Annotated in this window: 24 protein-coding genes and 1 pseudogene; 15 read left to right on the forward strand and 10 right to left on the reverse strand. The window is 55.3% G+C overall.

The genetic code is table 11. The features are described 5' to 3' along the window. Positions 1-22: 22 nt before the first annotated feature. Both V2L32_RS00090 and V2L32_RS00095 read right to left on the reverse strand, forming a co-directional pair. Positions 23-1,123, reverse strand: coding sequence for a zinc-dependent alcohol dehydrogenase (locus V2L32_RS00090; protein WP_331232312.1), 1,101 nt, complete (start codon positions 1,121-1,123; stop codon positions 23-25). Positions 1,124-1,396: 273 nt separating this feature from the next. Continuing rightward, complete coding sequence (locus tag V2L32_RS00095) at positions 1,397-2,200, reverse strand: MFS transporter (RefSeq protein ID WP_331232314.1); 804 nt, start codon at positions 2,198-2,200, stop codon at positions 1,397-1,399. A 1,183-nt stretch (positions 2,201-3,383) separates the two neighbouring features. On the opposite strand from V2L32_RS00095, the gene V2L32_RS00100 reads away from it, so the two are divergent. From V2L32_RS00100 to V2L32_RS00110, 3 genes are all read left to right on the forward strand, one after another. Then, positions 3,384-4,379 (forward strand): ParA family protein, encoded by a 996-nt coding sequence (locus tag V2L32_RS00100; RefSeq protein ID WP_331232315.1) that lies wholly within the window; start codon positions 3,384-3,386, stop codon positions 4,377-4,379. Continuing rightward, entirely contained in the window at positions 4,376-4,867 is a 492-nt protein-coding gene (locus V2L32_RS00105; protein WP_331232317.1) for an acyl-CoA dehydrogenase, read from the forward strand. Before V2L32_RS00100 ends, V2L32_RS00105 begins: the two co-directional genes overlap by 4 nt. Before the next feature lie 258 nt (positions 4,868-5,125). Then, a complete protein-coding gene (locus V2L32_RS00110; RefSeq protein ID WP_331232318.1) occupies positions 5,126-5,533 on the forward strand; it encodes a hypothetical protein in 408 nt (135 codons plus the stop codon). 108 nt (positions 5,534-5,641) lie between these two features. On the opposite strand, the gene V2L32_RS00115 is transcribed toward V2L32_RS00110, so the two are convergent. The 3 genes from V2L32_RS00115 to V2L32_RS00125 are packed head-to-tail and all read right to left on the reverse strand — an operon-like array spanning position 5,642 to position 6,889. Next, positions 5,642-6,013 carry a SprT-like domain-containing protein gene (locus V2L32_RS00115; protein WP_331232319.1) on the reverse strand — a complete coding sequence of 124 codons (372 nt, stop codon included), beginning with the start codon at positions 6,011-6,013 and terminating at the stop codon, positions 5,642-5,644. Further along, a complete protein-coding gene (locus tag V2L32_RS00120; protein ID WP_331232320.1) occupies positions 5,982-6,242 on the reverse strand; it encodes a hypothetical protein in 261 nt (86 codons plus the stop codon). The genes V2L32_RS00115 and V2L32_RS00120 overlap by 32 nt, the downstream gene beginning before the upstream one ends. A gap of 26 nt (positions 6,243-6,268) precedes the next feature. Further along, the gene (locus V2L32_RS00125) at positions 6,269-6,889 is read right to left on the reverse strand and encodes a hypothetical protein (RefSeq protein ID WP_331232322.1); all 621 of its coding nucleotides are present in this window, start codon (positions 6,887-6,889) and stop codon (positions 6,269-6,271) included. 216 nt (positions 6,890-7,105) lie between these two features. Here V2L32_RS00125 and V2L32_RS00130 point away from each other — a divergent pair, with 216 nt between their 5' ends. Further along, positions 7,106-7,699, forward strand: coding sequence for a hypothetical protein (locus tag V2L32_RS00130; RefSeq protein ID WP_331232324.1), 594 nt, complete (start codon positions 7,106-7,108; stop codon positions 7,697-7,699). 469 nt (positions 7,700-8,168) lie between these two features. Here the strand turns inward: V2L32_RS00130 and V2L32_RS00135 are convergent. The 3 genes and pseudogenes from V2L32_RS00135 to V2L32_RS00145 all read right to left on the reverse strand — a co-directional run. Beyond that, a pseudogene (locus tag V2L32_RS00135) lies at positions 8,169-8,384 on the reverse strand (glycosyltransferase family 2 protein); the annotation flags it as partial. Between the two features lie 139 nt (positions 8,385-8,523). After that, complete coding sequence (locus tag V2L32_RS00140) at positions 8,524-9,315, reverse strand: sulfite exporter TauE/SafE family protein (protein WP_331232326.1); 792 nt, start codon at positions 9,313-9,315, stop codon at positions 8,524-8,526. A 707-nt stretch (positions 9,316-10,022) separates the two neighbouring features. Next, positions 10,023-10,721: a class I SAM-dependent methyltransferase gene (locus tag V2L32_RS00145; protein WP_331232327.1), complete on the reverse strand. Its 699-nt coding sequence runs from the start codon at positions 10,719-10,721 to the stop codon at positions 10,023-10,025. Positions 10,722-12,109: 1,388 nt separating this feature from the next. Here V2L32_RS00145 and V2L32_RS00150 point away from each other — a divergent pair. The 3 genes from V2L32_RS00150 (at position 12,110) to V2L32_RS00160 (ending at position 14,268) form a co-directional block, all read left to right on the forward strand. Then, a complete protein-coding gene (locus V2L32_RS00150) occupies positions 12,110-12,367 on the forward strand; it encodes a hypothetical protein (protein WP_331232328.1) in 258 nt (85 codons plus the stop codon). A gap of 903 nt (positions 12,368-13,270) precedes the next feature. Further along, a complete protein-coding gene (locus tag V2L32_RS00155) occupies positions 13,271-13,507 on the forward strand; it encodes a TrmB family transcriptional regulator (RefSeq protein WP_331232329.1) in 237 nt (78 codons plus the stop codon). A gap of 257 nt (positions 13,508-13,764) precedes the next feature. Further along, positions 13,765-14,268, forward strand: a complete 504-nt coding sequence (locus V2L32_RS00160) for an HTH domain-containing protein (protein WP_331232330.1) — start codon at positions 13,765-13,767, stop codon at positions 14,266-14,268. A gap of 173 nt (positions 14,269-14,441) precedes the next feature. Here V2L32_RS00160 and V2L32_RS00165 read toward each other — a convergent pair whose 3' ends face one another. After that, the gene (locus tag V2L32_RS00165) at positions 14,442-14,753 is read right to left on the reverse strand and encodes a transcriptional regulator (RefSeq protein WP_331232331.1); all 312 of its coding nucleotides are present in this window, start codon (positions 14,751-14,753) and stop codon (positions 14,442-14,444) included. A gap of 598 nt (positions 14,754-15,351) precedes the next feature. Between V2L32_RS00165 and V2L32_RS00170 the strand changes: the two genes are divergently transcribed. The 6 genes from V2L32_RS00170 to V2L32_RS00195 all read left to right on the forward strand — a co-directional run bounded on the left by V2L32_RS00170 (position 15,352) and on the right by V2L32_RS00195 (position 20,246). Beyond that, a complete protein-coding gene (locus tag V2L32_RS00170; RefSeq protein WP_409348362.1) occupies positions 15,352-15,786 on the forward strand; it encodes a tyrosine-type recombinase/integrase in 435 nt (144 codons plus the stop codon). A gap of 185 nt (positions 15,787-15,971) precedes the next feature. Continuing rightward, the gene (locus V2L32_RS00175) at positions 15,972-16,631 is read left to right on the forward strand and encodes a glycerophosphodiester phosphodiesterase (RefSeq protein ID WP_331232332.1); all 660 of its coding nucleotides are present in this window, start codon (positions 15,972-15,974) and stop codon (positions 16,629-16,631) included. A 74-nt stretch (positions 16,632-16,705) separates the two neighbouring features. Beyond that, a complete protein-coding gene (locus V2L32_RS00180) occupies positions 16,706-18,127 on the forward strand; it encodes a DEAD/DEAH box helicase (protein ID WP_331232334.1) in 1,422 nt (473 codons plus the stop codon). Continuing rightward, positions 18,114-19,499 carry a DUF790 family protein gene (locus V2L32_RS00185; RefSeq protein ID WP_331232335.1) on the forward strand — a complete coding sequence of 462 codons (1,386 nt, stop codon included), beginning with the start codon at positions 18,114-18,116 and terminating at the stop codon, positions 19,497-19,499. Before V2L32_RS00180 ends, V2L32_RS00185 begins: the two co-directional genes overlap by 14 nt. Positions 19,500-19,646: 147 nt before the next feature. Beyond that, on the forward strand, positions 19,647-19,883 hold the full coding sequence (locus V2L32_RS00190; protein ID WP_331232336.1) for a hypothetical protein: 237 nt from the start codon (positions 19,647-19,649) through the stop codon (positions 19,881-19,883). A gap of 180 nt (positions 19,884-20,063) precedes the next feature. Then, complete coding sequence (locus V2L32_RS00195; RefSeq protein WP_331232337.1) at positions 20,064-20,246, forward strand: hypothetical protein; 183 nt, start codon at positions 20,064-20,066, stop codon at positions 20,244-20,246. Between the two features lie 705 nt (positions 20,247-20,951). On the opposite strand, the gene V2L32_RS00200 is transcribed toward V2L32_RS00195, so the two are convergent. Continuing rightward, on the reverse strand, positions 20,952-21,641 hold the full coding sequence (locus tag V2L32_RS00200; protein WP_331232338.1) for an SOS response-associated peptidase: 690 nt from the start codon (positions 21,639-21,641) through the stop codon (positions 20,952-20,954). 206 nt (positions 21,642-21,847) lie between these two features. Between V2L32_RS00200 and V2L32_RS00205 the strand changes: the two genes are divergently transcribed. Together V2L32_RS00205 and V2L32_RS00210 are read left to right on the forward strand one after the other, a co-directional pair. After that, positions 21,848-22,543, forward strand: a complete 696-nt coding sequence (locus V2L32_RS00205; RefSeq protein WP_331232339.1) for a P-loop NTPase family protein — start codon at positions 21,848-21,850, stop codon at positions 22,541-22,543. Then, entirely contained in the window at positions 22,530-22,790 is a 261-nt protein-coding gene (locus V2L32_RS00210) for a hypothetical protein (RefSeq protein WP_331232340.1), read from the forward strand. The genes V2L32_RS00205 and V2L32_RS00210 overlap by 14 nt, the downstream gene beginning before the upstream one ends. Positions 22,791-22,808 lie beyond the last annotated feature (18 nt).

Raw genomic sequence — 22,808 nt, forward strand, 5'->3', positions numbered from 1 at the left:
ATCTCGAGAGAAGAGCGAACCGTCACGGGAGGACGATCTGTGCCGGCCCGAGTGCGTCGCAGTCCTCCTTGTTCAGGGTCATCTCGACCGCACATTCGAACGACTCGAGCCCCGAGAGTTCGTGAGTGACGTACTCCTCGATGGATACACGGCCCCGTTCGACCAGCCGTGCGGCGAAGGTACCGGTGGTCCGATCGGGTCCGAGGTCAGTGACGCCGGTGACGGGGTTGACCCAGTCCACGCTCTTCGACCGGAAGATCTGTGGCGCCATCGTCAGATCGCCGATGAGGTAGCCGATCTGGACCACTGTCCCGCCACGTGCGACCATCTCGATAGCCTGGGCGAGGGGGTCCGAACCGTCGGTGGCGTGGGTCTGGTCCCCACCGACAGCCTCGATCACGACGTCCGCGCCGATACCGCCGGCGCGTTCGCGGACCGCCTCGACCGGATCGACCGCCGTCGCGTCGACGGGGGTCAGGTCGTACCGATCCGCGATCTTAAGTTTCCGTTCGTCGAAGTCGATCACGACGACCTCTTCCGCACCCTGGATGAGCGCGATCTGAGCGCTCTGAAACCCCATGACGCCGGTGCCGACAACTGCGACGACATCGCCTTGCTTGATGCCGGCCTCCCGTAGGCAGAGAACGGTGCTGGCAAGCGGCTGCATCGCGGCGGCTTCCGCGTCGCTGACCCCGTCGGGGACGCGAGACAACGGTTCGGCAGGGAGGGCGGCGTACTCCGCCAACGCCCCCGGGATGTCGTAGCCGATGTATTCCTTATTCGAACAGTATAATTCGCGATCGGACCGGCAATATCCACACTCGCCACAGGAGATCTTCCCAGGTGCGTAGACTCGGTCTCCAACGTTGAACGCAGTCACATCGTCGGCGGTCTCAACGACCTCGGCACAGAACTCATGACCGAACAGGCGACTGGGGCCGTCCCGAAGGTGGTCCCGTACCGTCTCGTGGTGTGAGATTTCCTCACCGTGGTAGAGGTTACACTCGGTAACGCTCAACTGGACACGGTGGATCTTGATGAGGACCTCGCCTGGTCCGACCGACGGCATCGGTACGTCCTCGATACGTGACTCCCCGAAGTCCGTGCAGACAACGGCTTGCATACCGCCACGTACCTAGCCCCGGTACAAATGAATTCGTATAGTCGAGAGCCGACCAGCCGACTCTCGGACGAAAATCGAACACCCTCGCCCGATTGAACGTCGCAGGTAGATCTGGGAAGTGTAGAGCAGACCGACGCAGCCGAGCCCAACCAGTGTACCGAGAGGCAAGACACCGAAGCTCGTCCGAATACCCGGCCGTGTCGACCAAATAGCCGATGAGAGTGGGAAACGCTGCGCTTCCGATGAGCGCCATCGTGTACATGTAGCCGAATGTCAGCCCTCGTAATTGTCGGCGGAGATGTCGCTGACGAGAGCATCTCGAAGGGGGTTCAGACCGAAGATACTGCTACCAACAACCGCGAACACGGCCAGCAGAGCGATCGGCGTCAGCGTGAGGACCGACAGAAGCAATAGATCGACCGTCGACGGCCCGAGATACGCGACGAGGAAGGCACGATGATCGAACCGATCGGCGAGGACGCGCGAGACCAGTTGCGAGGCGGCAGCGCTGACCAGTAAGACCGCGAAATAGAAGTTGGCGATCGACTCGGGTTCGATATCGACTCCAGCGACCGAAAGGGAATACCCGTAACGTCGTCGACGAACCCGGTGCGAACGCGACGAGTCCGTTGCCCGCGGAGAGGATCCCGAAGAACAACACCAGAAGTAAGTGGTCGGGAGGAAGAACTGGCGGGGGTCGGTCCGCCACGACTTGTCGGGGCGCCCCATTCCGATACGACCGTTATCGGATGACGACGGCTCGGAATCGAACCCCGGTCGTCGCAGAACGAACAGTAACCACGCAGCGGACGCGAAACCGAACATCGCGACGCCGAAGAGCACTCGTTCCCAGAACACGACGAGTACGAAAACTGCGAAGAGAAGAGGGGCATCGGCATCCCCGATCTTCGAGGTGCTCCCCCACATCCCCAGAACCTTTTCCTTTTTCTCCGGATCGACGTTGGTCGATATGAACGGGTAGCCTACGGGTGGATACCGGTGTATCCGAGCCCGGCGACGGCCATCCCCAAGGCCATAATCTGGTACCCCCCGGTGAACGCGTGGTCGAAGAGCCACCCGGTGAAAGCGACGAACCAAGAATGATTCATATGGTTTGATAACATTCCGCTCGGAATGACGTTTATACCATAATTTTGTTCCGTTGAACGGAACAATAGATTACATACACATATTTGTAATTTGGTTTTGTTCTCCGAGTGGATCTGGCCAACCGTGTCGGAGAGCTTGGAAGATGCTTATCAGAGGTTTTCTCTAGAGGTCAGTCAATTCCTCGCGCAGGTCACTGTCCGCACTCAATTAGCTCCGACGACCCCGACGATTTTACTTGTTCGTACTACGATAAGCGAAAGTGGATCGTGATGTCGATTTTTGGCCGAAAATCGCACGACTGCGGTGACTTTGCCCGTCTATAAACTGTATACTACGATAACGAATCTTTTTCTCGATCTCTAAGAAACACCCTTCCCAGATACGTGAGCTCAGCTCTGATGGTGTATGATTTCCGCTCCTGCGACATTTGATCGGATCAATGGACCTCTGAGGTATGATATAGCAACATGAAAGGTCAGTAAGTTTTTGATGGAAATATTCCCCTTCTGCACCTAGGATCTACTCGTACAAACCGTCTTAGCCGAGAGAAATATCCGAATAAAATCGCGACCTCAATTCCCTTCCTCCAGTACGTAGAGATTGCCTGCTCGCTGGGTTCCCATAATCGCTCCATCTGTAACATACATCTGTAATGGACATCTGTACCGGAAAGCGCCTAATTCAATATCTTCAGCCTTCAACCATGACTGGATGAGGCCGAACTCGTGTCGTCGGTAGCGTGTATCTGTAACAGATATCTGTAACAGTAGATCCAGTCCTATGAGTCGGCGAAAGTGGTCTCAGTATTGTTCACTACATAGGAATGTCTGTACTCACAATCTGTAGCAGATTTCTGTATGAACAATCTGTAATAGATGGGTGCAATCGAGAATGAACGTCTCTGAACGGCCGTCGTTCTCGAATTCCATTGAGGATGCCTTTCAGTAATTATTGGGACAGACGACTGTTACTGACAACCGTTACAGACAATTGTCACAGATATAACGAACAGATGTGGGCCCCCTCCACGGATGCTTCAACCACGGAATAGACCATTCCTAAATTCCTGTCTGTACCAGCCGTCTGTAACAGCCATCTGTAACGTGTGTCTGACACAGATTTATGCTACGGCCTGTGTAACATCGGGTCCATGATCGCAGCTGTGGTCTACTCGGAGTCGGGTGGAACATACAAGACGACGATGACGGCTAACATCGCAGTTGCTTTGGAGCGGATGGGCCAGAGCACCCTCGTCATCGATCTCGATCCGCAGGAAGGAAACTTGACGAGTCTTTTCGACGTCGGCGCACATCGAAGTGATCCCGGTGCAGACAATCTAGTCAAACACATTCTTGGTATGCCGGACGGTGACTTCGATAATCTGATCGAGACGACTGATGAGGGGGTTGACGTCATTCCGAGCCACGATATGCTCGGTGATTTCACCTCTAACCTGGAGCAGAAGATCTCGTACGAGACGGGAATGAAGAACATGAGTCGCGAGGACTATCCTCGATACGAACTCCTTTACGAGCTGCTCTGGAACGAACAGGAGCTGTACGACAAGTACGATGCGGTGTTGATCGACCCGAACGCTCGAGCAGAGGACCTTCTCTATAACGCGATCTTCGCCCTAAGGACGCTCGTCGCTCCAGTCAAGCCGGCCGGAAAGGGTAATCTCAGCCTCGAGGGCCTTGAAGAACTCGTGAGAAACATGGAATCGCAACTCGACATCGAAATCGGCCTCTCGTGTGTCGTTCCCTGCGGAGTGGGCCAGACGAACGCTCACCGACAATACCGGGAGCAGTTCGAGGCTACCGACGCGTTCGACACCCCGGTGACGATTGGAAATCGCGAGAGTCTCATGGACGCGATGTGGGAAGCACGAGGCTCGGCGTTCAAAGTGGTGGAACAGCGATGGAAAACGTTCGAACGAGACGGCGAGATGGCAAGCGAACCTGGCCAACGGAGAATTCGGGACAGAGAAATCGAAACGTTGCGGGATCTATACAAACTCGCCTACTTCATCGCGACCGATACCTTCGATGTAGATGTCAATCCGGTGCTGGAACTCGATATTCAGGACTATGAAAGTCGTATTATCGACCTTCGAGAGGATGAGACACCGGAGGTGACGACAGCATGAGTAGCTTCAAATCTGGGTCCGGAAATCTTGACTTCGGAGGTAGCGACAGTGACGAAAAAGCAGACCAGTCTGCCGAGGACGTACCCAGCGATCAAGAAGAAGCCGATGTTGTCTCGACGTCAGAGGCCGACTCAGTGCCAGTCATCTCTGAGAGCACAGAATCTGAGTCGGAAGACGGCGCCGATCAGCTATCGGCTTATCAGAACCCGGCAGAAGCGAAATCGGAACCACAGCCCTCGCCTGAAACCTACCCATATTTCATTCGGAGAAGGAATGTTGGTGATGAGAGGGACACACGTCTCGAGATTCATGTGCGAGATGAGGTAGCCGATCAAGAGGGACAGTATCGCACCAGGCTAGCCGAAGAACTCGGAGCGAGTGAGGTCTCGAAAACGGATGCACGTGAATTCGCCCTTCTGGCAGCATTCAAACATCCTGACCGCGTTGCCAAGCTAATGCGCGAAGAAGGATTTGGTGCCCTGGATTAGAACTCGTTATCGTGGCGTCTATTCGAGATACGAAGCTTGAGAAATCATACAGCGAAATATAGTTTATAACTCGTCATCGCAGCTGATGTGAGTCGTCGTGTCCTCAAGCCACCCTTAGGGACTTAATCTAATTGCTATTTTGGAGTCTCCAGGGAAATGTGCTAGGAATCACTGGGCATATTCGGTTTAGTGTCAATTGAGGTCCCAACCCACGATGGACGGAATACTCAATTAGATGCACGATATCTTATGTATGAGATGTCGGAGTTCCGGCGGGCCGGTCACGAACAGGTCAATGTGTTTTCGATCGATGATTTCTACCTGTTCAAACACTATTTTGACGGCGAGGAGGTGTTCGCTCGCCTCAAGGGGTACTACAACAATCAGCAGTATCGGTTTGAAGTACCGTCTGAGGAGTTCGAAGCGATCCGCTCGTTTTTGGCGGATCACGGGTATGGATTAGTCGTCGTCGACGTAATTGAGGCCTTCGTAGTCGTAGTCAAGCAGTACACGGCTCACCCGAATAATATCTTCAAGGCATCCGTGATTCACCGAGCAGCCGACGGATATAACTGTTTTTTGATGACCGATCAGAAAGCGGTTGAAGAAGCAGTCCAAGAAGGAGCCATTCGACTTACGAACACGGATTTACGGAACCCGTTTTGAGCCAATGCTCCGACTAGATGTGAATTTGAAATTGGGCTTGTCAGTTACTCGAAATCGTTCTCGATGGTCGATATCATCCATTCGAAGAAGCTGGCGATCGGTTGAGTACTATTCAAACTCGTTCATTTCTACTCGGATTTCACCGCCGCATTTACAGCGATAGTTATCGGGTTTCTGAATGACTTTTTTGCGCTTGTATCGGGGGTCACGGCCCTCACAGCTGTCACAGACAATCCAGTATTTCGGATCGGCGTACTGCTCACAATAACGATCGGTATCTAGCGGCTTGATCCACCGGGTAAACCTTGACCCGTGGTCAGCTGTTCCGTGTTCGTGATACTGGTGGGCGTGAATCAGTTCGTGGCGAACAACATGAGCGTACTTTTTCCAGCCGTACGCCCGATAGGAATCCCACGAAAGCCGTATAACGATCCCGCCGGTCTGCTCGTTATACACAGCTTTTCCGGCGGTTCGCTGCATCCGGCCAGATTTCCTCCGGTGCATCGCCCTCGAAGCCGATTTTCTCGATATCGTGATAATCCACAAACGTCGCAAACGAGACCCGATGGAACGAGAGGTGACGGTATCCCCGGCTACACATCTTATCTCCGGGGCCCCTGCGATCGAACGAAAATCCGGAGTCGGAATCCGAGTCAACGGCGTCCGTATCGATGACGTGTGCCACTGTTCCGCTTCCGATCTCGATCACGAATCAATCTATTGGCTCATTTATGTTTAATTGTATTGATCTTCGAGGTCGTCGAGTGCCCGCCAGAACTGCTCGCTGTTGATCAGCGGATCCGACGACGCTCGCTTCTCCAGAACGCCGGCGTAGCGGTCGAACTCTTCGGGATTCGGGTCGGTCGCGAAGACGCAGTCGGCGTAGCCATCGAGTGCCCGCTGGATGGTCCGTGCATAGTGGTCGTAGGCACCGTCGATCCAGTTCGATTTCTCGTCGACCTTCTCGAACAGCGCCCGATAGACGGTCGCGGCGGCCAGATACCTGTCTCGGTCGCGGTACTGCTCGGCTATCTCGAAAAACCGTGAGAAGTCGATTGCGGTGAACACGATTGGTTCGGCGTGCTGCTCGAACAGTTGGGCGATCTCCTCGCGGTACTCCTCAACCGACTTGTGCTCGTCGGCAAACCGTGCGAGAAACCGATCGCGCAGGTCCGCGTGCGTGGCAAGGGTATCTCGAACGAACGCGCGGAGGTCGTCGGCGGCAACATCGTTGAGTACCGCTTGGATCCGATCGCTCTCGTCAGCAGGTGGGTCCGCAACGAGGTCGAGCAACACTGCGACGACGTGCTTACACTCTTCGAGCGTTGCGAGTTCGCGAGCTGGCTCGCGCTCCACGTCGACGTACGACGGGAGGCGGTGGTAGCGGAACCCGGGGCAGCTGCACGAGCGGACGCGGGCGATCGCCGCCTTGACGCCGGCGGCCCGGAGAGTCGCCAGGTCTTCCGGGACGGTCGCGACGTCGAGCTGACGACCGAAGTACGTCCGAGCGGGTGGACACTGCCCAACGCAACGTTTAGATCGATTTATGACGAACTATAATCGAAATGTGTCATGGACGATGACTTCACTCGGACGTTAGCCCCTCGTACCATCGAGGGGACAGAATCTCTGGTGAGTACCGATCCTGGCGAGATCTTCCTCGACATGCCCGCTACAAGCCCCCGCTACATACGCGTACGGGAGGGGGAGATCGTGCAAGAAGGCGATATACGATCACGAGATGAACGCGAGTTAGAATCGGTAGCACTTCGGAAATGGAACATCGAAGAGATCGGGACGAAAACGGTCATCGGAACCAGCACAGAAACCGGTGAGCAGCGAGAGTGGGACCGCGAATCACTCGAACATCGACTCGGGATCGGCACTTTCAGTACCGACCTCACTAACTTCGAACGTGTCAGTGTTACCGAGTCAGAGGGCGAAGACGACGATCACCCTCCAGTCGTGATCGTAGTCGTCTACGGAAATAATGGAACGAAGTTCATCCAACGATACCGAATCGTTGAGGACGGGATGGAGAACGATAACCGCCAGCTCGAACTCTACCGATCTGATCGGGCGACGGAGGCATTCGACGAAGACATACACGAGCAATTCGTTCGCTCGGTCGAACGTGCTCTACGCGGCGAAGGCTATGCTGTCTAATCCTTCAACCAACTACCCTGACAAAATACAGGAGGCGGAATTAAATAGATTTTCTTTTTATTATCTTACATCAAATAGACGTGTTTGTGGATGAGCTTAGATATGAAGATAATCGATAGTCATAGCTGTGAACTAATACAACACTACGAGGGTACTGTCTAGTTGAGGCGGATCAGCTGATGACAAAGGTCTGAGACATGACCGTGAATCGTTTTCAGATCCCACTCACCGTTTTCCGTCGAGATCACTCCAGAAGGGCCTTCAACAGTTGAATCGAGAATTATCCGTTCGATTGGCTCAGAACATCGTCTATATGACACTACATCGGAAGAATTCGCTCATCTAGACGGTGCCCAGGATTCTTCGATGTCGGTTGGATCGGAAGATGCATTCGGGGGTGGATGAGAGTACTCCAGCCCGAGAACGTGGATGTAGTCGTCGTTGTAAAGGTGTTTTCCCCACTGGAAGTTCACTCCGACTCGAACCCTTTCCGCTCCATCGCACCCCACGAATCGTCCCCTCGGAGGAACTCGACGAACCCGCGCCAGAGGACGATCGTCTTCCACTGCCGGTAGAGGACGTTCTCGAGGACACCGTAGCCGAGCAACAGGGCGATGTCCCGTGGCCGATCGTACCGTCGGTAGCTCGCTACCTCGCTCAGCACGGACAGCCACGAGAGGAACATACTGAGAACCAGTGAGATCTGTGCCTGAGGGATCCGGGCGGCTACGATTATCCCTCTGAATTCGGCCGGTTGCAACCGTCTCGGTCAGGACTTGAGTCTCGGCAATTCGTCACTCGCAGCTTTAACCGAAGGTGGATCGTTACAGCGCAATCACTGGGGATATCAACAGAAGGACCACGCCGAGGGCGATCCGAAGTCGTCCCTCTGCAACCAAATGGGCTATCCGCCACCCGACGACGACACCGATCAATTGTGGAACTCCAACAAGGATCGCGATCGGGATCGAGACCGCGTCTCCGAGGAAGTAGCCAGCCGTCGCGAAGCCGGAGATGAATATTGACTGAACCTGTGCGACCGCTAGTGCCGTAAGCATCGGCACTCCGAGGAGTACCAGAATGGGAACGCCGATTACGGGACCACCGACACCGAGCAACCCGCCGATGAAACCGACGCCGAATCCGATCGTTCCAAGCGTACCTCGTCGTTGCCCGGTGGAGATCAACTGAACGTGGTTCGACGGTTCAAATCCGTGGACCTCTCGATAGAGAATGATGCCCCCAACCACGGCGACGAATACCGCTAACAAGTAGCCGAAGACTTCGTCCGAAATAACGAGGTTCGCCTGCGAGCCGGTGTACGCACCAATAATGCTCATTCCACTCAAGATGATCGCCATCTCGCGGGCAAATCCCTCGGCGAAATCTCCCGACCGCTGGAAGAGGCCTGTGGCGAGCAGACCCGTGAAGATAAAGGTCAAACTCGCTGTGCCGGCAACCTCTGCAGAGGAGATTGGTACCAACAAGAAGAGAGCGATCGTCACAAAGATCCCGCCCGGTCCGATCGCACTGATCCCGACGCCAGCGACCAGCGCAATGACGAACAGCAACACGGCCATCTCAAGAGAGATAATTGCTAAAACCACGTCAGCCACCCTCACCAGACGGACTGACAGGGATCATCGTAGCCACGCGAATCTCGTGGGCTCACACCTCATCGATGTCGTCCGATCCGCGATCGAGGAACTATAAACTACTCCGATGATTCCTATCATTGCTACCGGAAGTTACGACTGGTCGGGAGGAACGGTTGCGATATACGGTTTCAACCCCCTCCCCACTCTTCCGAGTGTCGTAGGTTCACGGAACTCGAGTGAGATCATTATACCGATCTGTAGACCTGAATCCACCAGGATCGACGCCCCCACTTATAACTGAGCTGCCGATCACTCCGACTTACCAGAGCTAATCCGGTCTCAATCTGTCGGTGTCACGGAGACGAAAGGGTGTATTATTGAACCGATGGCAGGGGATGGGCTGGTATCTAAGCCCGAATTGAGTCTGTTGCCTAGTCAAATAACTGAATTGCTTGCACAAAAAGTGGAGCGCAGATATCCGGAGTGGTTACCCCGCATACACCCCTCAGGATAGCGAGTGCCATACACCACTTGCTCCTCAGGGATAGTAGCGCAGAAAGGGTACTCCCCATCCGGGCCGTCCCTTTCAGCGGTGTATGGGGATCGCCATTCCGATCTACTATAGGGATTAGCAAAAGAAGTTATAGACCCAGTGGAATATCTTCTGATAGCTGTCAAAAATGCCGTACAAAACTTAGAGGGGACATGCCACACGACGCAGTCGGTTATTGCAGCTCCCCCTGCCATCGGCAGGTGTACGACGCGTAGAACCCGTCCCGATAGGTCGAGTCAAGGATCTCGAACCCGACCTCTTCCAGCATGGGTTCGAACAGGAAGTCGTACGTGCTGAACTCCTCTCGAAAGTGAGCGTGGAGTTCTTCGTCGGTGAAAAGGGTCGATTCCATCCCCTCAAGCCACGCTTCGATCGCCTCATGACTGTCCGCTGGATCGAACGAATAGACGAGATCGCGGAGTCGGAGGATACCACCTGGTTCAAGCGTGTCACCGATGTTTTTGAGCGCCTCGACTTTCCAAAAGTCGGGAAGGTGATGGAGCGCGTTCTTCGAAAACGCGAACGAAGCGGGGGTCCATTCATGCTCGTAGCTCAGGAACCCGTCATTAACAAACTCGACGTTCCGAACCCCCTTAGCCTCCATTTTCTCCCGAGCCACGTCCAACATGACGTCCGAGATATCGACCGCCACCACGCGGTCACAGTGTTCGGCTACGGCGAGCGGGAACCCGCCCGTTCCCGTCCCAAAATCCACGACTGTATCCTCCTCAGAGAGCTCGTACTCCGACAGCAATTCGATCTCCCCGGCCGGATCGAACGGGATTTTCTCGTCGTATTGGGCTACCTGCGTCGGGTCGAGGTGTTCTTCACCTGCATGCGTCTTCTCGTCAAGGATCCACTCGCGGCTCATGGGCGGCCACTATGGAGACGGGAGCGAAATTTTTGTTGGTCGGAGAATCACAGCGGCGAACACTAAACGACTCGCTCCCTGTTCCCCTGCACCGGCCAATTCTCACGTTCTGAGTCTGGACACGGCATCATGCGAGATACGCACTCTGTATCTCGCACAGTGTTTCTGGCAGCTACCAGATAGTACGAAGTCGACTCTATGACTTCTTTTGCTAATCCCTATAGAAGTAGTATCATATAATAGCAATTTCTGACGACCTCGTTCTATGATACATCTGGCGTTTCCCTGTCAGAATCTGTTATATGCGCAGGATTCACCCAGATTGTCAAACTATATCAAATCATATCTACCCAGGTCGCCTTATACAGACGGGTTAGAAGAACCGATGGCAACACCAGAAAGTCCGAATCCGCTCGGATTCCGTGAGAACGATGAACCGCTCATCAACTCTGAGGGGATCTTCATCTGCGGACGAGAGTCAAAGGACGGAACTCGGTGTAATGCACACGTTTCTCTCCCCCACCTGGCCTGCTGGCAACACGACAGGGACGATCCCATCATCTGATCGGGCGTCTCTGGATGCCAGCTGGCATCTCGAGACAAAGTCCACATAGTTACCGTAACCTGGACGTCGCGACCGTCGTAGAACCAGGACCCGCTTCCCGAAACCTATTTAGAAACCCAGAATACAATATTTTAGTAGGGTGCTGGCTGATAGCATACCACTCAAAGGAGCTGGCTGTGAAGTATACAACAAAACCAATCACAGCAACGTGCACGGAGTGTGGGTCGACCTTTGCAGCACGCCGCGAAAGGAACGGAACGATCCACATAGTGAGTGGTTCCCCAGAGTGCACGTGCGGTAGTACTACGTTCAGAGATTTGATACTCTGAGGAACCCTACCACCAGGGAGGATAATCAGCAAATCAACGCCAGTGTGTAATAGTATGTGTTACTGTCAACGTTTATATGACTGAAGCGCTTCATAATCAATGGTAGCAACGCGGGCTGTGCTACCACAGCCACCACTGTACTCGCACACGATATCGTCGAGCGGATGGGTTTTTCAGAGGTACCCCATCCTCTTACCAAAACCAGGCACAAGAGGGACAGGAGGTACACTGTCCTACGTGGACGCTTTTACATCAGGTGACTGGTAAGAAAGGGTCCATACGCTAGAAGCGATAATAAGAAGACAAAAGTTGTGCCTGCGAAGGGGGACCAATAGGACCCATCTGGCATGCTCCTGAGAAAGGTCCACTAGAGGACCCACTGATCACTGACCCAAACCATCACCGCAACCCAGCCGTCGCGTCCCACTATGAGCGAATCACCCGCCCTAGGATCTAACGTAAGTTCATATACGAAGACCGGACCACCTGGGTCGATGAATCGAGATCGACGTCGGCCCGACTACCGACCGCCCGAGCCCCCGATCGACTGGCACGAACAAGACTGGTTGCTCATCCTCCAGGCGCTCGATTGCCACGCCCTCGAAGGCCACCTCACCGAGGGCGAAGAGCTCCGCGCCTACCAGCTCGTCGAGTCGATCGCCCGGATGCACGGCAGCCGTTCGCTTGGGGCCATTCGACGGCGGAACCTGAGATACTTCGAACAGTACGTCCGTCGCGAACCGACCTCGTGAGCAAAGCAGGAGGTCACCAGGACTCGGATTAATTAGGGCCGGTTTGTCGACATCACGGAGATGGGAGAATCACTTCTGGCTTGCAGATTGTACAAAATATTGAGGGCGCTTTTGATCTTACGGGAAATAAGAGAGCGAAAGTAGCCAACATGTTACAAAACTATTGAGGGAATTTAAAAGGTCTTCGTATTCAGAGGGTAAAGTTATTTAGATAGGGGTTCCTTCAATGTTGCTGGATAACATCCAGCTGGGAAAGTTAGAAGACCACTCTGCTTCCCACCGAGATGAGCTCACGTGCCTCTGAGCAGCACCGGGGAAGCAGAGTGGAGCATTATCCTAACAGCAGCGAGCCAGTCACATGGTGGTGGTGGTGGTGGTGTGGTTCGCTGTCAATCTCCGACACCCTACAGCCTTGAAGACGGCGACCTAACGATGATTCACAGATACAGCACGAAGAGCCCTCTCAACTCCCAGGCACACTCGTCGTTAAGTCAACCATCTGACTTGATCGGTTTCGTATAAAGGGAAAAAGCCCAAGTAGTCAAGCGTTGCTCTCCGAATGCTGGATCACTATCCAGTAAGGAAGACGGCTGTCGACTTCCTGCACAGAGGCACATGGGTCAGATCCGCACCCACTATCCCAGCACCAGGGTAGCGGCGCGGGTTTTCATTTTTTTGACCAGGCCCCCACCACCATTATCACCACCGAAACCCAGCCGTCGCGCCTCCGGCGCTCTAACTGGACGTATTTGACGTTTCCTTGTCGGTGCCCAAAAATCGTACCTAATATGTTAGTAGAATACTGTCAATTGTGTACTCTGAGCTATGAAAAAGGTCTACAAAGCTCTACACCCTATTGTCATTTTAATGGATGAACCAGATATAACCCCACGAGCGGCAGAAATGAGCACCAAAGCGTCCTACAATCACACCGAAGTGGCGATCGACGACCTCCCGACTGAACTCGAATCGTCCGGCTCAAAGCTCGTCTACCTTTACCTTGACCTCACCGGCGACGCGACGATCAACGAACTCGAAGCGACGCTGGGGATGAGGAAACTCGCGCTCTACCCGGTCCTCGACACACTCTCGGCGGCGGGCCTCGTCGAGCGTGACGGCGAGGCGTTCACCGCGGCCTGAACCGATCTAGACGGCTCTCTTTCCCGGTCCTCCGATCACCTTGAGCATGTACACCGTCTCACTCAGCGCCGTTCACCGTCTCGATGTCGAATACTCCGACCAGTACACTCAGCATAAACGGACCCTAGACGAGAAATCACGCGCGATACGCTGTCGATGCTCTCCAAGAAATGTACCCAATATATTACTAAAACAACATCATGTGTACTGTTCCAAGTTATGAAAAGGCCTACAAAACTCTACAATCTATTTCCATTATGGTGGATGGGCCAGATACAACAAGCCGAGAGCGGGAGGCAGTCCTCTACATGCGATCGGTTGCACCGTACGGCATCAATGGCATTCAAGAAGAGACGATCGAGCGGTTAGAACACCTTACAGACGACACCAGACTCGGTTCAGTCGACTATGAGATATGGGGGCACAATATTCCAGTCGACGACTCCACGACAGCCATCAAGAAGGTCTATGATGAGTTCGAGGAGTGGGCCGACGAGCACGGGTACTCACTCGCACCAGCATTTCACGTTCGAGAGACAGAGACGATAGTCTCCGAGCGATCACACACCGTCATCAGTGTCCCGTTACTCTGTCTCGGAGTGTATGACGACCACGGAATTGAGGCCGTCTTCCCGTGTTCTGACGACGAGCGGACCTACACGCTCGAGGATGGACTCCGTGCACTCGAATCCGGAGACGTTGATTCACTCATTGAGCGATCACTTACCGAACAGGAAATTCGCAGTCGACCACACCAGTAAACCAAAACGGAGCCAGGATCGAAGGTTCTGAGTGAGGGTTCCGTAAGTCTCCCGAAGATTCGACTGCCACTGCCACCCAGCCGTCGCGCCTCCGGCGAAACGTGTACGACCGGCACCTCCCGTCCCGATTCTTACCAAAACAGCCCTTCGATCACCGCCGCGCAGCGGCGGACTCACACCCAGTCATCAGGGAGTTCATCCGCGTGATCGGCCATCAGTTCGAGCAACGGCTTGATCTCATCAAATCGCGGGCCTCTCACCACTTCGTGATTCTCCTCATCCCAGCGGATGAATCCTGACTCTTCCAATTTAGGGAGATGGGTGTGGAACATCTCGGTCTGTAAGATTTCAAATTCCTTCTCACCCACGTGAACCTCCTCCGGGATATGGATCTCCTCGTCGTGCTGGGGGTTATGCTCCAACAGCGCCATCAATACCCGTCGACGGTGAATATCCAACAGCGCATCAAGTGCCTCATCGACCATACTCAAAGTCGGGAGAAAAACCCGCTTAGGTTTAATGGGTGTATGTCTTAATATGCATCTTTAATTATCAGCATTATATCGTATTTGATCCAAAGTCAGGTTCGAGATCGGTGAGACGGGTTGCGTCACGGACGCGGATTCTCCCGTCGGCACGGACGACAGTGCTGGCCGTATTATTTTTGTTGCATCGAGATGGTGTTGGTGGAATGTTTTGAAGAGACACGCATAGATACATGTCTGCCCTCGCGCTCCCGGCGCTCTGCCAGGTAAGGTATCCTCGAGCGTCTGACGTACTTGATAACTCTCTCTCTCCGAGGTGTGTCACATGGTTCAGTGAACGTCGGAGTTTACTCCAAACCCCGACGTTCGTACCCGGACACCAGACCACCTCTTAGAAAAACCATGTCGACGACACACACTGACGTAAGAATTCCCGACATTCAACACACCGATAGGCCGCGTCCGTACCTGGTTGAAACCCGAGCAGGTCGGCTGACTCCGAGACGTCTGTCTCACCGACGCCGTCCCGACGTACCTACAGGATCGTAACGAGGCGATCGTCGCCCTGCTCTATGACGCCGGCCTTCGCGCCGGCGAGGTGTGCGCTCTCGACGTAGACTACGTCGATTTAGGAGTCGGAACCGTGTACCTCCTGAGCCGGATTCAGAAAGGCACGTCCCCACCGGCGACACTCGAGTTCGCGCCCGACACCCTCCGCCTACTCCGGCGATACCTTCGCGACCGCTGGAAAGACACCGACGCCCTGTTTCCTACGCGCTCGAGCGACCGCCTTACCACTCGGTCGCTCCAGCGCCTCGTCGAAAAGCTCGCGACCGAGGCCGACGTCCCGCCCCTGGTAGCCGGCGGCGGTGTCGGTGAGCCCGATAACGTCACCCCTCACACCCTTCGCCACTCGGTCGCCTATCGGATTATCCAGGTCGACGGCGGCCGCCTTGAGGCCGTGCAACTCCGGTTACGTCATGCGAACCGACAGACTACCGATCAAATATACAGCCACCTCGTCCCGAGGTGAAAATCAGATGCTCAACCGAATAGGAACGGACCGATTATAGGTAGCTGGAGAACAAGCGGCTCGCCGTAAAGAAGCCAATGTCCGACCAGATTGAGTGCTCTTCCTCTCGATAGCCAACGAGAGCGCTCCATAGCTACCTTGGAGACGAAAGCGGCTTAGACTCCCGCGGTCAAGGGTAATGGTGAATGCGTATCGTCGCTCACCGCGGCTGCGCCCATCAGTACCCGGAGAACACGATCGGCGCGGTCCGGGCGTGTTCGCCGCACGTCGACATGATCGAAGTCGACGTCCGTCGGTGTGGCTCTGGCGAACTCGTCGTCTTCCACGATCAGAACCTCTCGCGACTCGCCGGCGTCAACCTCCGGGTTGACGCCACGGACTACGCCGAGCTCTCGCGGTACACGGTCCTCGACTCGGACGAACCGATCCCCACGCTCGCAGACCTTCTCCGGGTGACTCCCCCACACGTCGGGCTCAACCTCGAACTCAAGCGGGCCGGGATGGCAAGCGACGTCCTCCGCGCGATCGACGGGATAGAGAACGAACTCGTCCTCTCCTCGTTCGTCCCGGACGCGCTGTGGGAGGTACGCGACCGGAACGACTCCGTGGGGCTCGCGCCCATCTTCGTCGACTGGCCAGATGAGTACCTCGACCTGGCGATCGAGCTCGACGCGATCATGGTTCACCCGCAGTATGAACTCTGTTTAAAGGGGGATATTGTCGACCGCGCCGCGGAGCACGACCTGGAGGTGGACGCCTGGTGCGTCTCGACGCTCTCGCAGGCCCGGGCGCTCACCGCAGCGGGCATCGACGGGGTAATCACCGATCGCTGGGACTTCTTCTAGCGTGAGCGAGCCGCGACCAAGTAGGGTATCCAGTAAAGTATTCCTGTTTCCCCAATAACGGACTCACAGACGCGATGAAACTCGAGTTCGACGACGGAACACTCCTCCTTCGCGGAGTCACTGAAACGGTTCCATTCATGGAGTGGGATGACCGCGTCGATGAGTACCGTGCCCAAGCATACCGGTATCGGGAGCTGCTCGAATGGGCTGGAACGTGGGTTGAGACACACGGACAGGAAGCTGATAACGCCGAACAGCGAACGCTTCAGCAGGGATTCGAGGACGCCGCTCGCCGGTATCCCGATCTCGACCTTACACCAGCCCTCCATATCGAACCGCGTGACTACCAGCAAGCTGCCCTTGATGCCTGGATCGCCCACGGACGTCGGGGCAGCGTCGTCCTTCCGACAGGGAGCGGGAAGACGTTCCTCGGGCTTCAAGCGATCGCTGATGCCGGCGTCAGCGCACTCGTTGTGACGCCGACGATCGACCTGATGAACCAGTGGCACGCCACGCTCACTAACGCCTTCGGCGACCAGCTGCGAGACCCGATCGGCGTCCTTGGCGGTGGCTCTCACGAGGTCACTGCGATTACCGTCACCACCTACGACAGCGCGTATCGCTATATCAACGAGTACGGCGATCGATTCGGGTTGCTCGTCGTCGACGAGGAACACCACCTCCCCGCTCCGACCTACCAGCTGATTCCAGAGATGACGATCGCACCGTATCGACTCGGGCTGACCGCGACCTACGAGCGCCCGGACGGGAAACACGAACTCTTAGAGGACCTTATCGGACCGGTGGTCTACCGCGAAAGCGTCGACGAACTCGCCGGTGAGTACCTCAGCGAGTACGAGACGATCCACATGTCGATCGACCTCACGTCCGACGAACGTTCAGAGTACGACAAAGAGTACCAGATCTATCGAGATTATGTCGACAGCCACGAGTTCGACCTCTGGAAAGCAGAGGGATATGCCGAGTTCCTCAAGCGGACCTCCTACGACCCAGAGGGACGACGGGCACTCATCGCCAAACAACGAGCCGAGCGGATCGCCCGCACGGCCTCGAAGAAGCTCGACACGCTTGATAACCTGATCAAGCGTCACCACGACGACCGCGCTATCATCTTCACCGCGAACAACGACTTCGCCTACGACATCTCCCAGGAGTTCATCATCCCCTGTATTACCCACCAGACCAAAACCGAGGAACGCACCGAGATCCTCGACCGATTCCGATCCGGCGAGTACTCGATGCTCGTCACGTCGCAAGTTCTCGACGAGGGGATCGACGTACCCGCTGCGAACGTCGGGATCATCCTTTCGGGGAGTGCCTCGAAACGCCAGTACGCCCAGCGACTTGGCCGAATCCTGCGACCGACGGACGATCGACAGCCGGCACGCCTCTACGAGATCATCTCGGAGGATACGATGGAGACGTACGTCTCCCAACGCCGCCGTGAGGGGGTGAGTATGAGTGCTAACGGCTAATCTCGCGCGCTCGCGCACGACTGATGAGGAAGTGACGCCGTTGTTCATCGACCCGGCCGACGAACGCTACCGGCAGACCGCCCGAGAGCTCATCGAACTGTTCGAGGCGCATCTCGAGGAAACGAAGGGTGACCTCGAGGACGCGATCGACGAACTGACCGTCGCGGATACCGACTACAAGATCGTTCAAGGGCTAGCGAAACTCCTGAAAGACGAGTGTGAATTCGAGGTCGTCTCGCCGGTCGAGCCGCGCGAGATCCGTCGACGACTGTTCGAGAGAGCTAACGAACGATATCCGATCGTCCGCCAGCCAACGCTCGGCGAGGACACCCAGAAGCTGGAGGTGTATAGCGGGGTCGCCGATTCGTTGGGTATCTCGCTCGAAGAGTGTTATCGGGGGATGTACGCCGATCTAGAGGACAACAAGCGTCTCGTCCGGATCGGGACGCGAACTGCCGAGAAGTATGCCGATGCTGGTATTGGTGATGAGGGGACAGCAGCGTCGACATCGACGACTTCGCTGACCGGCAGTAGCTCCGAAGAGTACGAACACACGGATCTCACCGTCGACTGGTTGTTAACCCGGTATAATCTCGCGCTCGCACAGGCAGTACTCTACAATGCGACGGAGATGCGCATTCGCGTGTGGGATCACTTCGGGACAGTGTTCAGCTACGTGAAGCTGTTCGGGCTAATGCACCGCATCTACCCGATCGACGCCGATGGCAAGCGCGTCGGGAGTACCGATCAGGCTGCAGGGTACGAGGCCGTGCTCGATGGACCGGCATCGCTGTTTTCGCAATCACAGAAGTACGGGATCCGAATGGCGAACTTCCTCCCGGCGCTCCCGCTCTGTGATCGGTGGGAGATGGCCGCCGAGATCCTTATCGACGAGACACTCGGAGAGACGCGCCAGTTCACATTGGATCATACCGACGGGCTGGATTCGCATTACAGCGCCGGGAAGCGCTTCGATAGCGACGTCGAACGGACGCTCGCCCAGAAGTGGGAACGAGCAACGACGGAGTGGGAGTTAGTGCGAGAGGACGATGTGTTCGACCTCGGTGCAGAGGTGATGATACCCGATTTTGCGATCGAACATCCGGATGGTCGTCGAGCGATCCTCGAGGTCGTTGGATTCTGGACCCCCGAGTATCTGGACTCGAAGCTGGAGAAGATCCGGCAGGTAGACGCGGACAACTTCATTCTCGCTGTCTCAGAGCGCTTGGATTGTTCCAGTGAGGAGTTCGGGAGCGCTGCCGATCGCGTGCTGTGGTTCAAGACCGGGATTCACGTCTACGACGTGGTTGAGCTGGCTGAGACGTACGCCAGTCAGGCTGAACCAACGGCGACGACTGAGATCGATACCTAAAGGAACAGACGTATTACCCGTACGTGAGCTCGATCGCCATAGAGACATGGTTATTCCACCTTGTGCAACAATGGCGATGGGTTAAGCAGTGGATGTTGCACAAGGTTCTGTGAATAGAGCCAAGCCCTTCGCTCTCGAAAGCTCAGTATGTCGAAATCGATGGTCGAGCGTGTCCATTCGACCGTCTACTACAACGCGGGCGAACCGGAGGGAATTTCTGATGCGATCGACGCGACCCACATTCGGGTGATCCTCTGTGCGAACGGGGGATATGACTCCTGGAAGGTGAACAAAGGAATCATCGAAGCACTGGAAACAGGACTCATTCATGAGGTCGATGGAGGCTATCGTTCCGCGATCCATCCGAGAGAATCTCGATCCTGAGGACTTATCGAGATTAGTAGAGCAATCCACACTTCCGCTTCAGTGCTCTTGAAGGGCTGATAGATATGCGATGCTGGATACACCGCGCGAATGTGGCACAAATTGAGAGACGATCTGCGAAGGGTAGTGATCGCTCAGTACAGGCAACGTATAAAGCGTTCTGTCACTAAAAATGCTACCATGAACAGTGTTGATGTTCTAAAGATTGGGAGCGGTATTCTCATTGGGCTCATTTTCGCAACGATCGCAAGCTGGCGTACTGGTGTTGACCTCCAACTTCTCATTTTAGGAGTTGTGATGGCTCTAATTGTTGCAGGTGTCGTACTCTATCTACTCGGAAAAGTTCCAGCCACCAGTTCATAAGCAGTCTTCAGCGAAGGGGGTGTTTCATACTGTATTCTATCTGAAGAATGGGATTTCAACAGAGCCGAATAGTGTATACCCACACCTACTTCCCGTAGTCGTCCATACGGAATGAGCGAAGCATGCAGATACAACACGTGGATGAGTTGTTCTCTCGGCCGGTTGCGGAGCACATCCAGAGGTACGAAGATGAGTGACGATCCGTCTCCCGACCCAATTAGTAGAGAGGGCACGCCTCGTTGGGTGAAAGTCTTCGTGATCCTCTTTATCGTCTTGCTCCTGTTCGTCGTCGTGTTGCTGCTCACTGGCAGCCACAGCCCTCGAGAACGAGATACGTGTTCGGCCAAGCGTTCACCGCCCATGTGATCGTCGTTACGCTACGTTCAGGTTGTTCACGAGTCGCTGGTCGTGACCGTTCCCGTGCTATTACGACCCCAAAGACGGCTCCGAGGAGCACACCGTAGAAGAGGTGCGTGACGAATTTTATCGGAGTCAAGAACGAGTAAGGCAGTTCGTTGAATCACTCTGATCGATATGCGCCTTGTATCTCGCAAGACTATCAGAACACCCCATTGAGTTGGAGAACTCTTGACGGTCAATTCCCAATTATAGTGATCGGTCGGTTCGACGATCTTCGTATGAACGAATGGACTCAATTACTAAGCGCACAGCTTATCCTGAATCGAATTCCAACGACGGATACTCTCACTCAGAGCCGAAGGCATCGAGTCCGCTCTGTTCGTGCTCTACAGGCTCGATGACCGAGGGATTGTCGTTTCCCGGGTTGTTCACTCGTGTCGAGATTTCATACGCTTTGAGACCATCTCGGGAGTAGGGACCGCACAGCTCTCTTCGCTCGTCAGGGCCAGCGGTGAGCCAGGTTTCTTCGGCATCGGTAGGCAGCACGACGGGCATCCGATCGTGGATCGGTTCCATCAGTTCACTCGGTTCGGTGGTCAGAATAGTCACACACGGTATCTCTCGTTCACCACCGGCCCACACCTCCCAGAGGCCGGCCATCGCGAAGGCGGGCGTCTCCTCGCGGTAGATTCGATAGGGTTGTTTCGGGCCGCTTGCTCGCTTCTGCCATTCATAGAACCCCGAGGAGAGGACGAGACAGGGCCTCGATTCCCAGGCGTCCTGAAAGACCCGTTTTTCGTTTGCTGTCTCCGATCGTGCGTTGATGATGCCCTCTTCGGGCTCATCAGCCCAGAACGGAATCAATCCCCAGTGATACTGGTCGATCTCGTCAGTCGCCTCGTTTGTGATGACTTCTAAACCATCACCTGGGGCGATGTTATACCTCGGGACGTAACCACCATCAGTAACGATCTTCGCTCCGAATCGATTTTCGAGTTCACTCTGTGCTACGAAGAGCGCGTTTCGCCCACACATGTATCTACAACGTCGGGTATGAGCTTCAACGTGTTCCCAACAACCCTAATAGTAGAGCGGAGCCCCGTTTTCGGATCCGATTCTGGAGTTTACACACTCGACCGAAATCGAGTGACAGAGCGGACACTGATCGTAGGCTCTCTCTTTCCGGAAGATCTGGAAGCGACACGCCGAGGCTTATTCCGCTCTTGACTGTCTTGTACACTATGAGATCTGAACCAGACCCACCACCGATTCCGGAGCTCCCGACGCTTGGAACAGGAATACGAATGCTTGAGACTGAGGACCGACCGATCGGACCACTTCACGCCCTCGTTGTCGATCACGTCTCGCTCAACCGAGGTCCGGCATACTGGATCGACACCCACGGTCACGCAACGACCCAGCCACTCGCACGGCTCGTTTCCGACCGGCGATTGCTTGATCGAATCCAGGTTGCCCGTGGGTTCACCCCCTGGCAACACTACAGTCTCGTTCAGATTCTCACCGAGCGCATTAACGAGAACACGTCCCTGCTGATTCTACCGGCCCTCGACGGGATGTATCGCGACGACGCGCTTCGCGACGGTGAGGGAACGACGATGCTCGTTCGAGTCCTCGCCAACCTCGCTGGCCTCGCTCGCGAGTACGACCTCCCAATTCTCGTTACCCGGACTCATGACGACGGTCTCACCGCTCCGATCGAGGCGGCAGCTGTCGAGACGATTCGCTGCGAACGGACACGAATGGGACCGCGATTTACCGCTGAGTCGTTTGAGACGTTGGTCTATCCGCTTGGCAACGGGCAGTTCCAAACGACGCTTGCGTACTGGACGGAGATCCTGAGTGCCCGGCAGCCGCTCTACGACGCTGCTCAGGCCGGCCTACAGACGCCGGAGGTGCCAGTCGATGGGTCGTACTAATCCGACGTATCGGGACGTCCTCCGGGCGCTCGACAATCTCTGGTTTGATTATCGACGTGGACTCCGTCGAGAGGACCAACAGCACTTCGATAGGCTGTTCTCGTATATTCGTGCGCACGCCGACGCGAGCGGCTATCTCAACCACACAGAGCCGTTCTATCCGGCGTTGATCTCGATCGATCTCGAACAGGAAGCCCGCATTGAGGAGCTCGAAACACGACTCACCCCGATTGGAGGAAGCGACTGAATCCTCCGACGGGGAGTG

The organism is Halalkalicoccus sp. CGA53, assembly GCF_036429475.1.
Taxonomy (GTDB): domain Archaea; phylum Halobacteriota; class Halobacteria; order Halobacteriales; family Halalkalicoccaceae; genus Natronorarus; species Natronorarus salvus.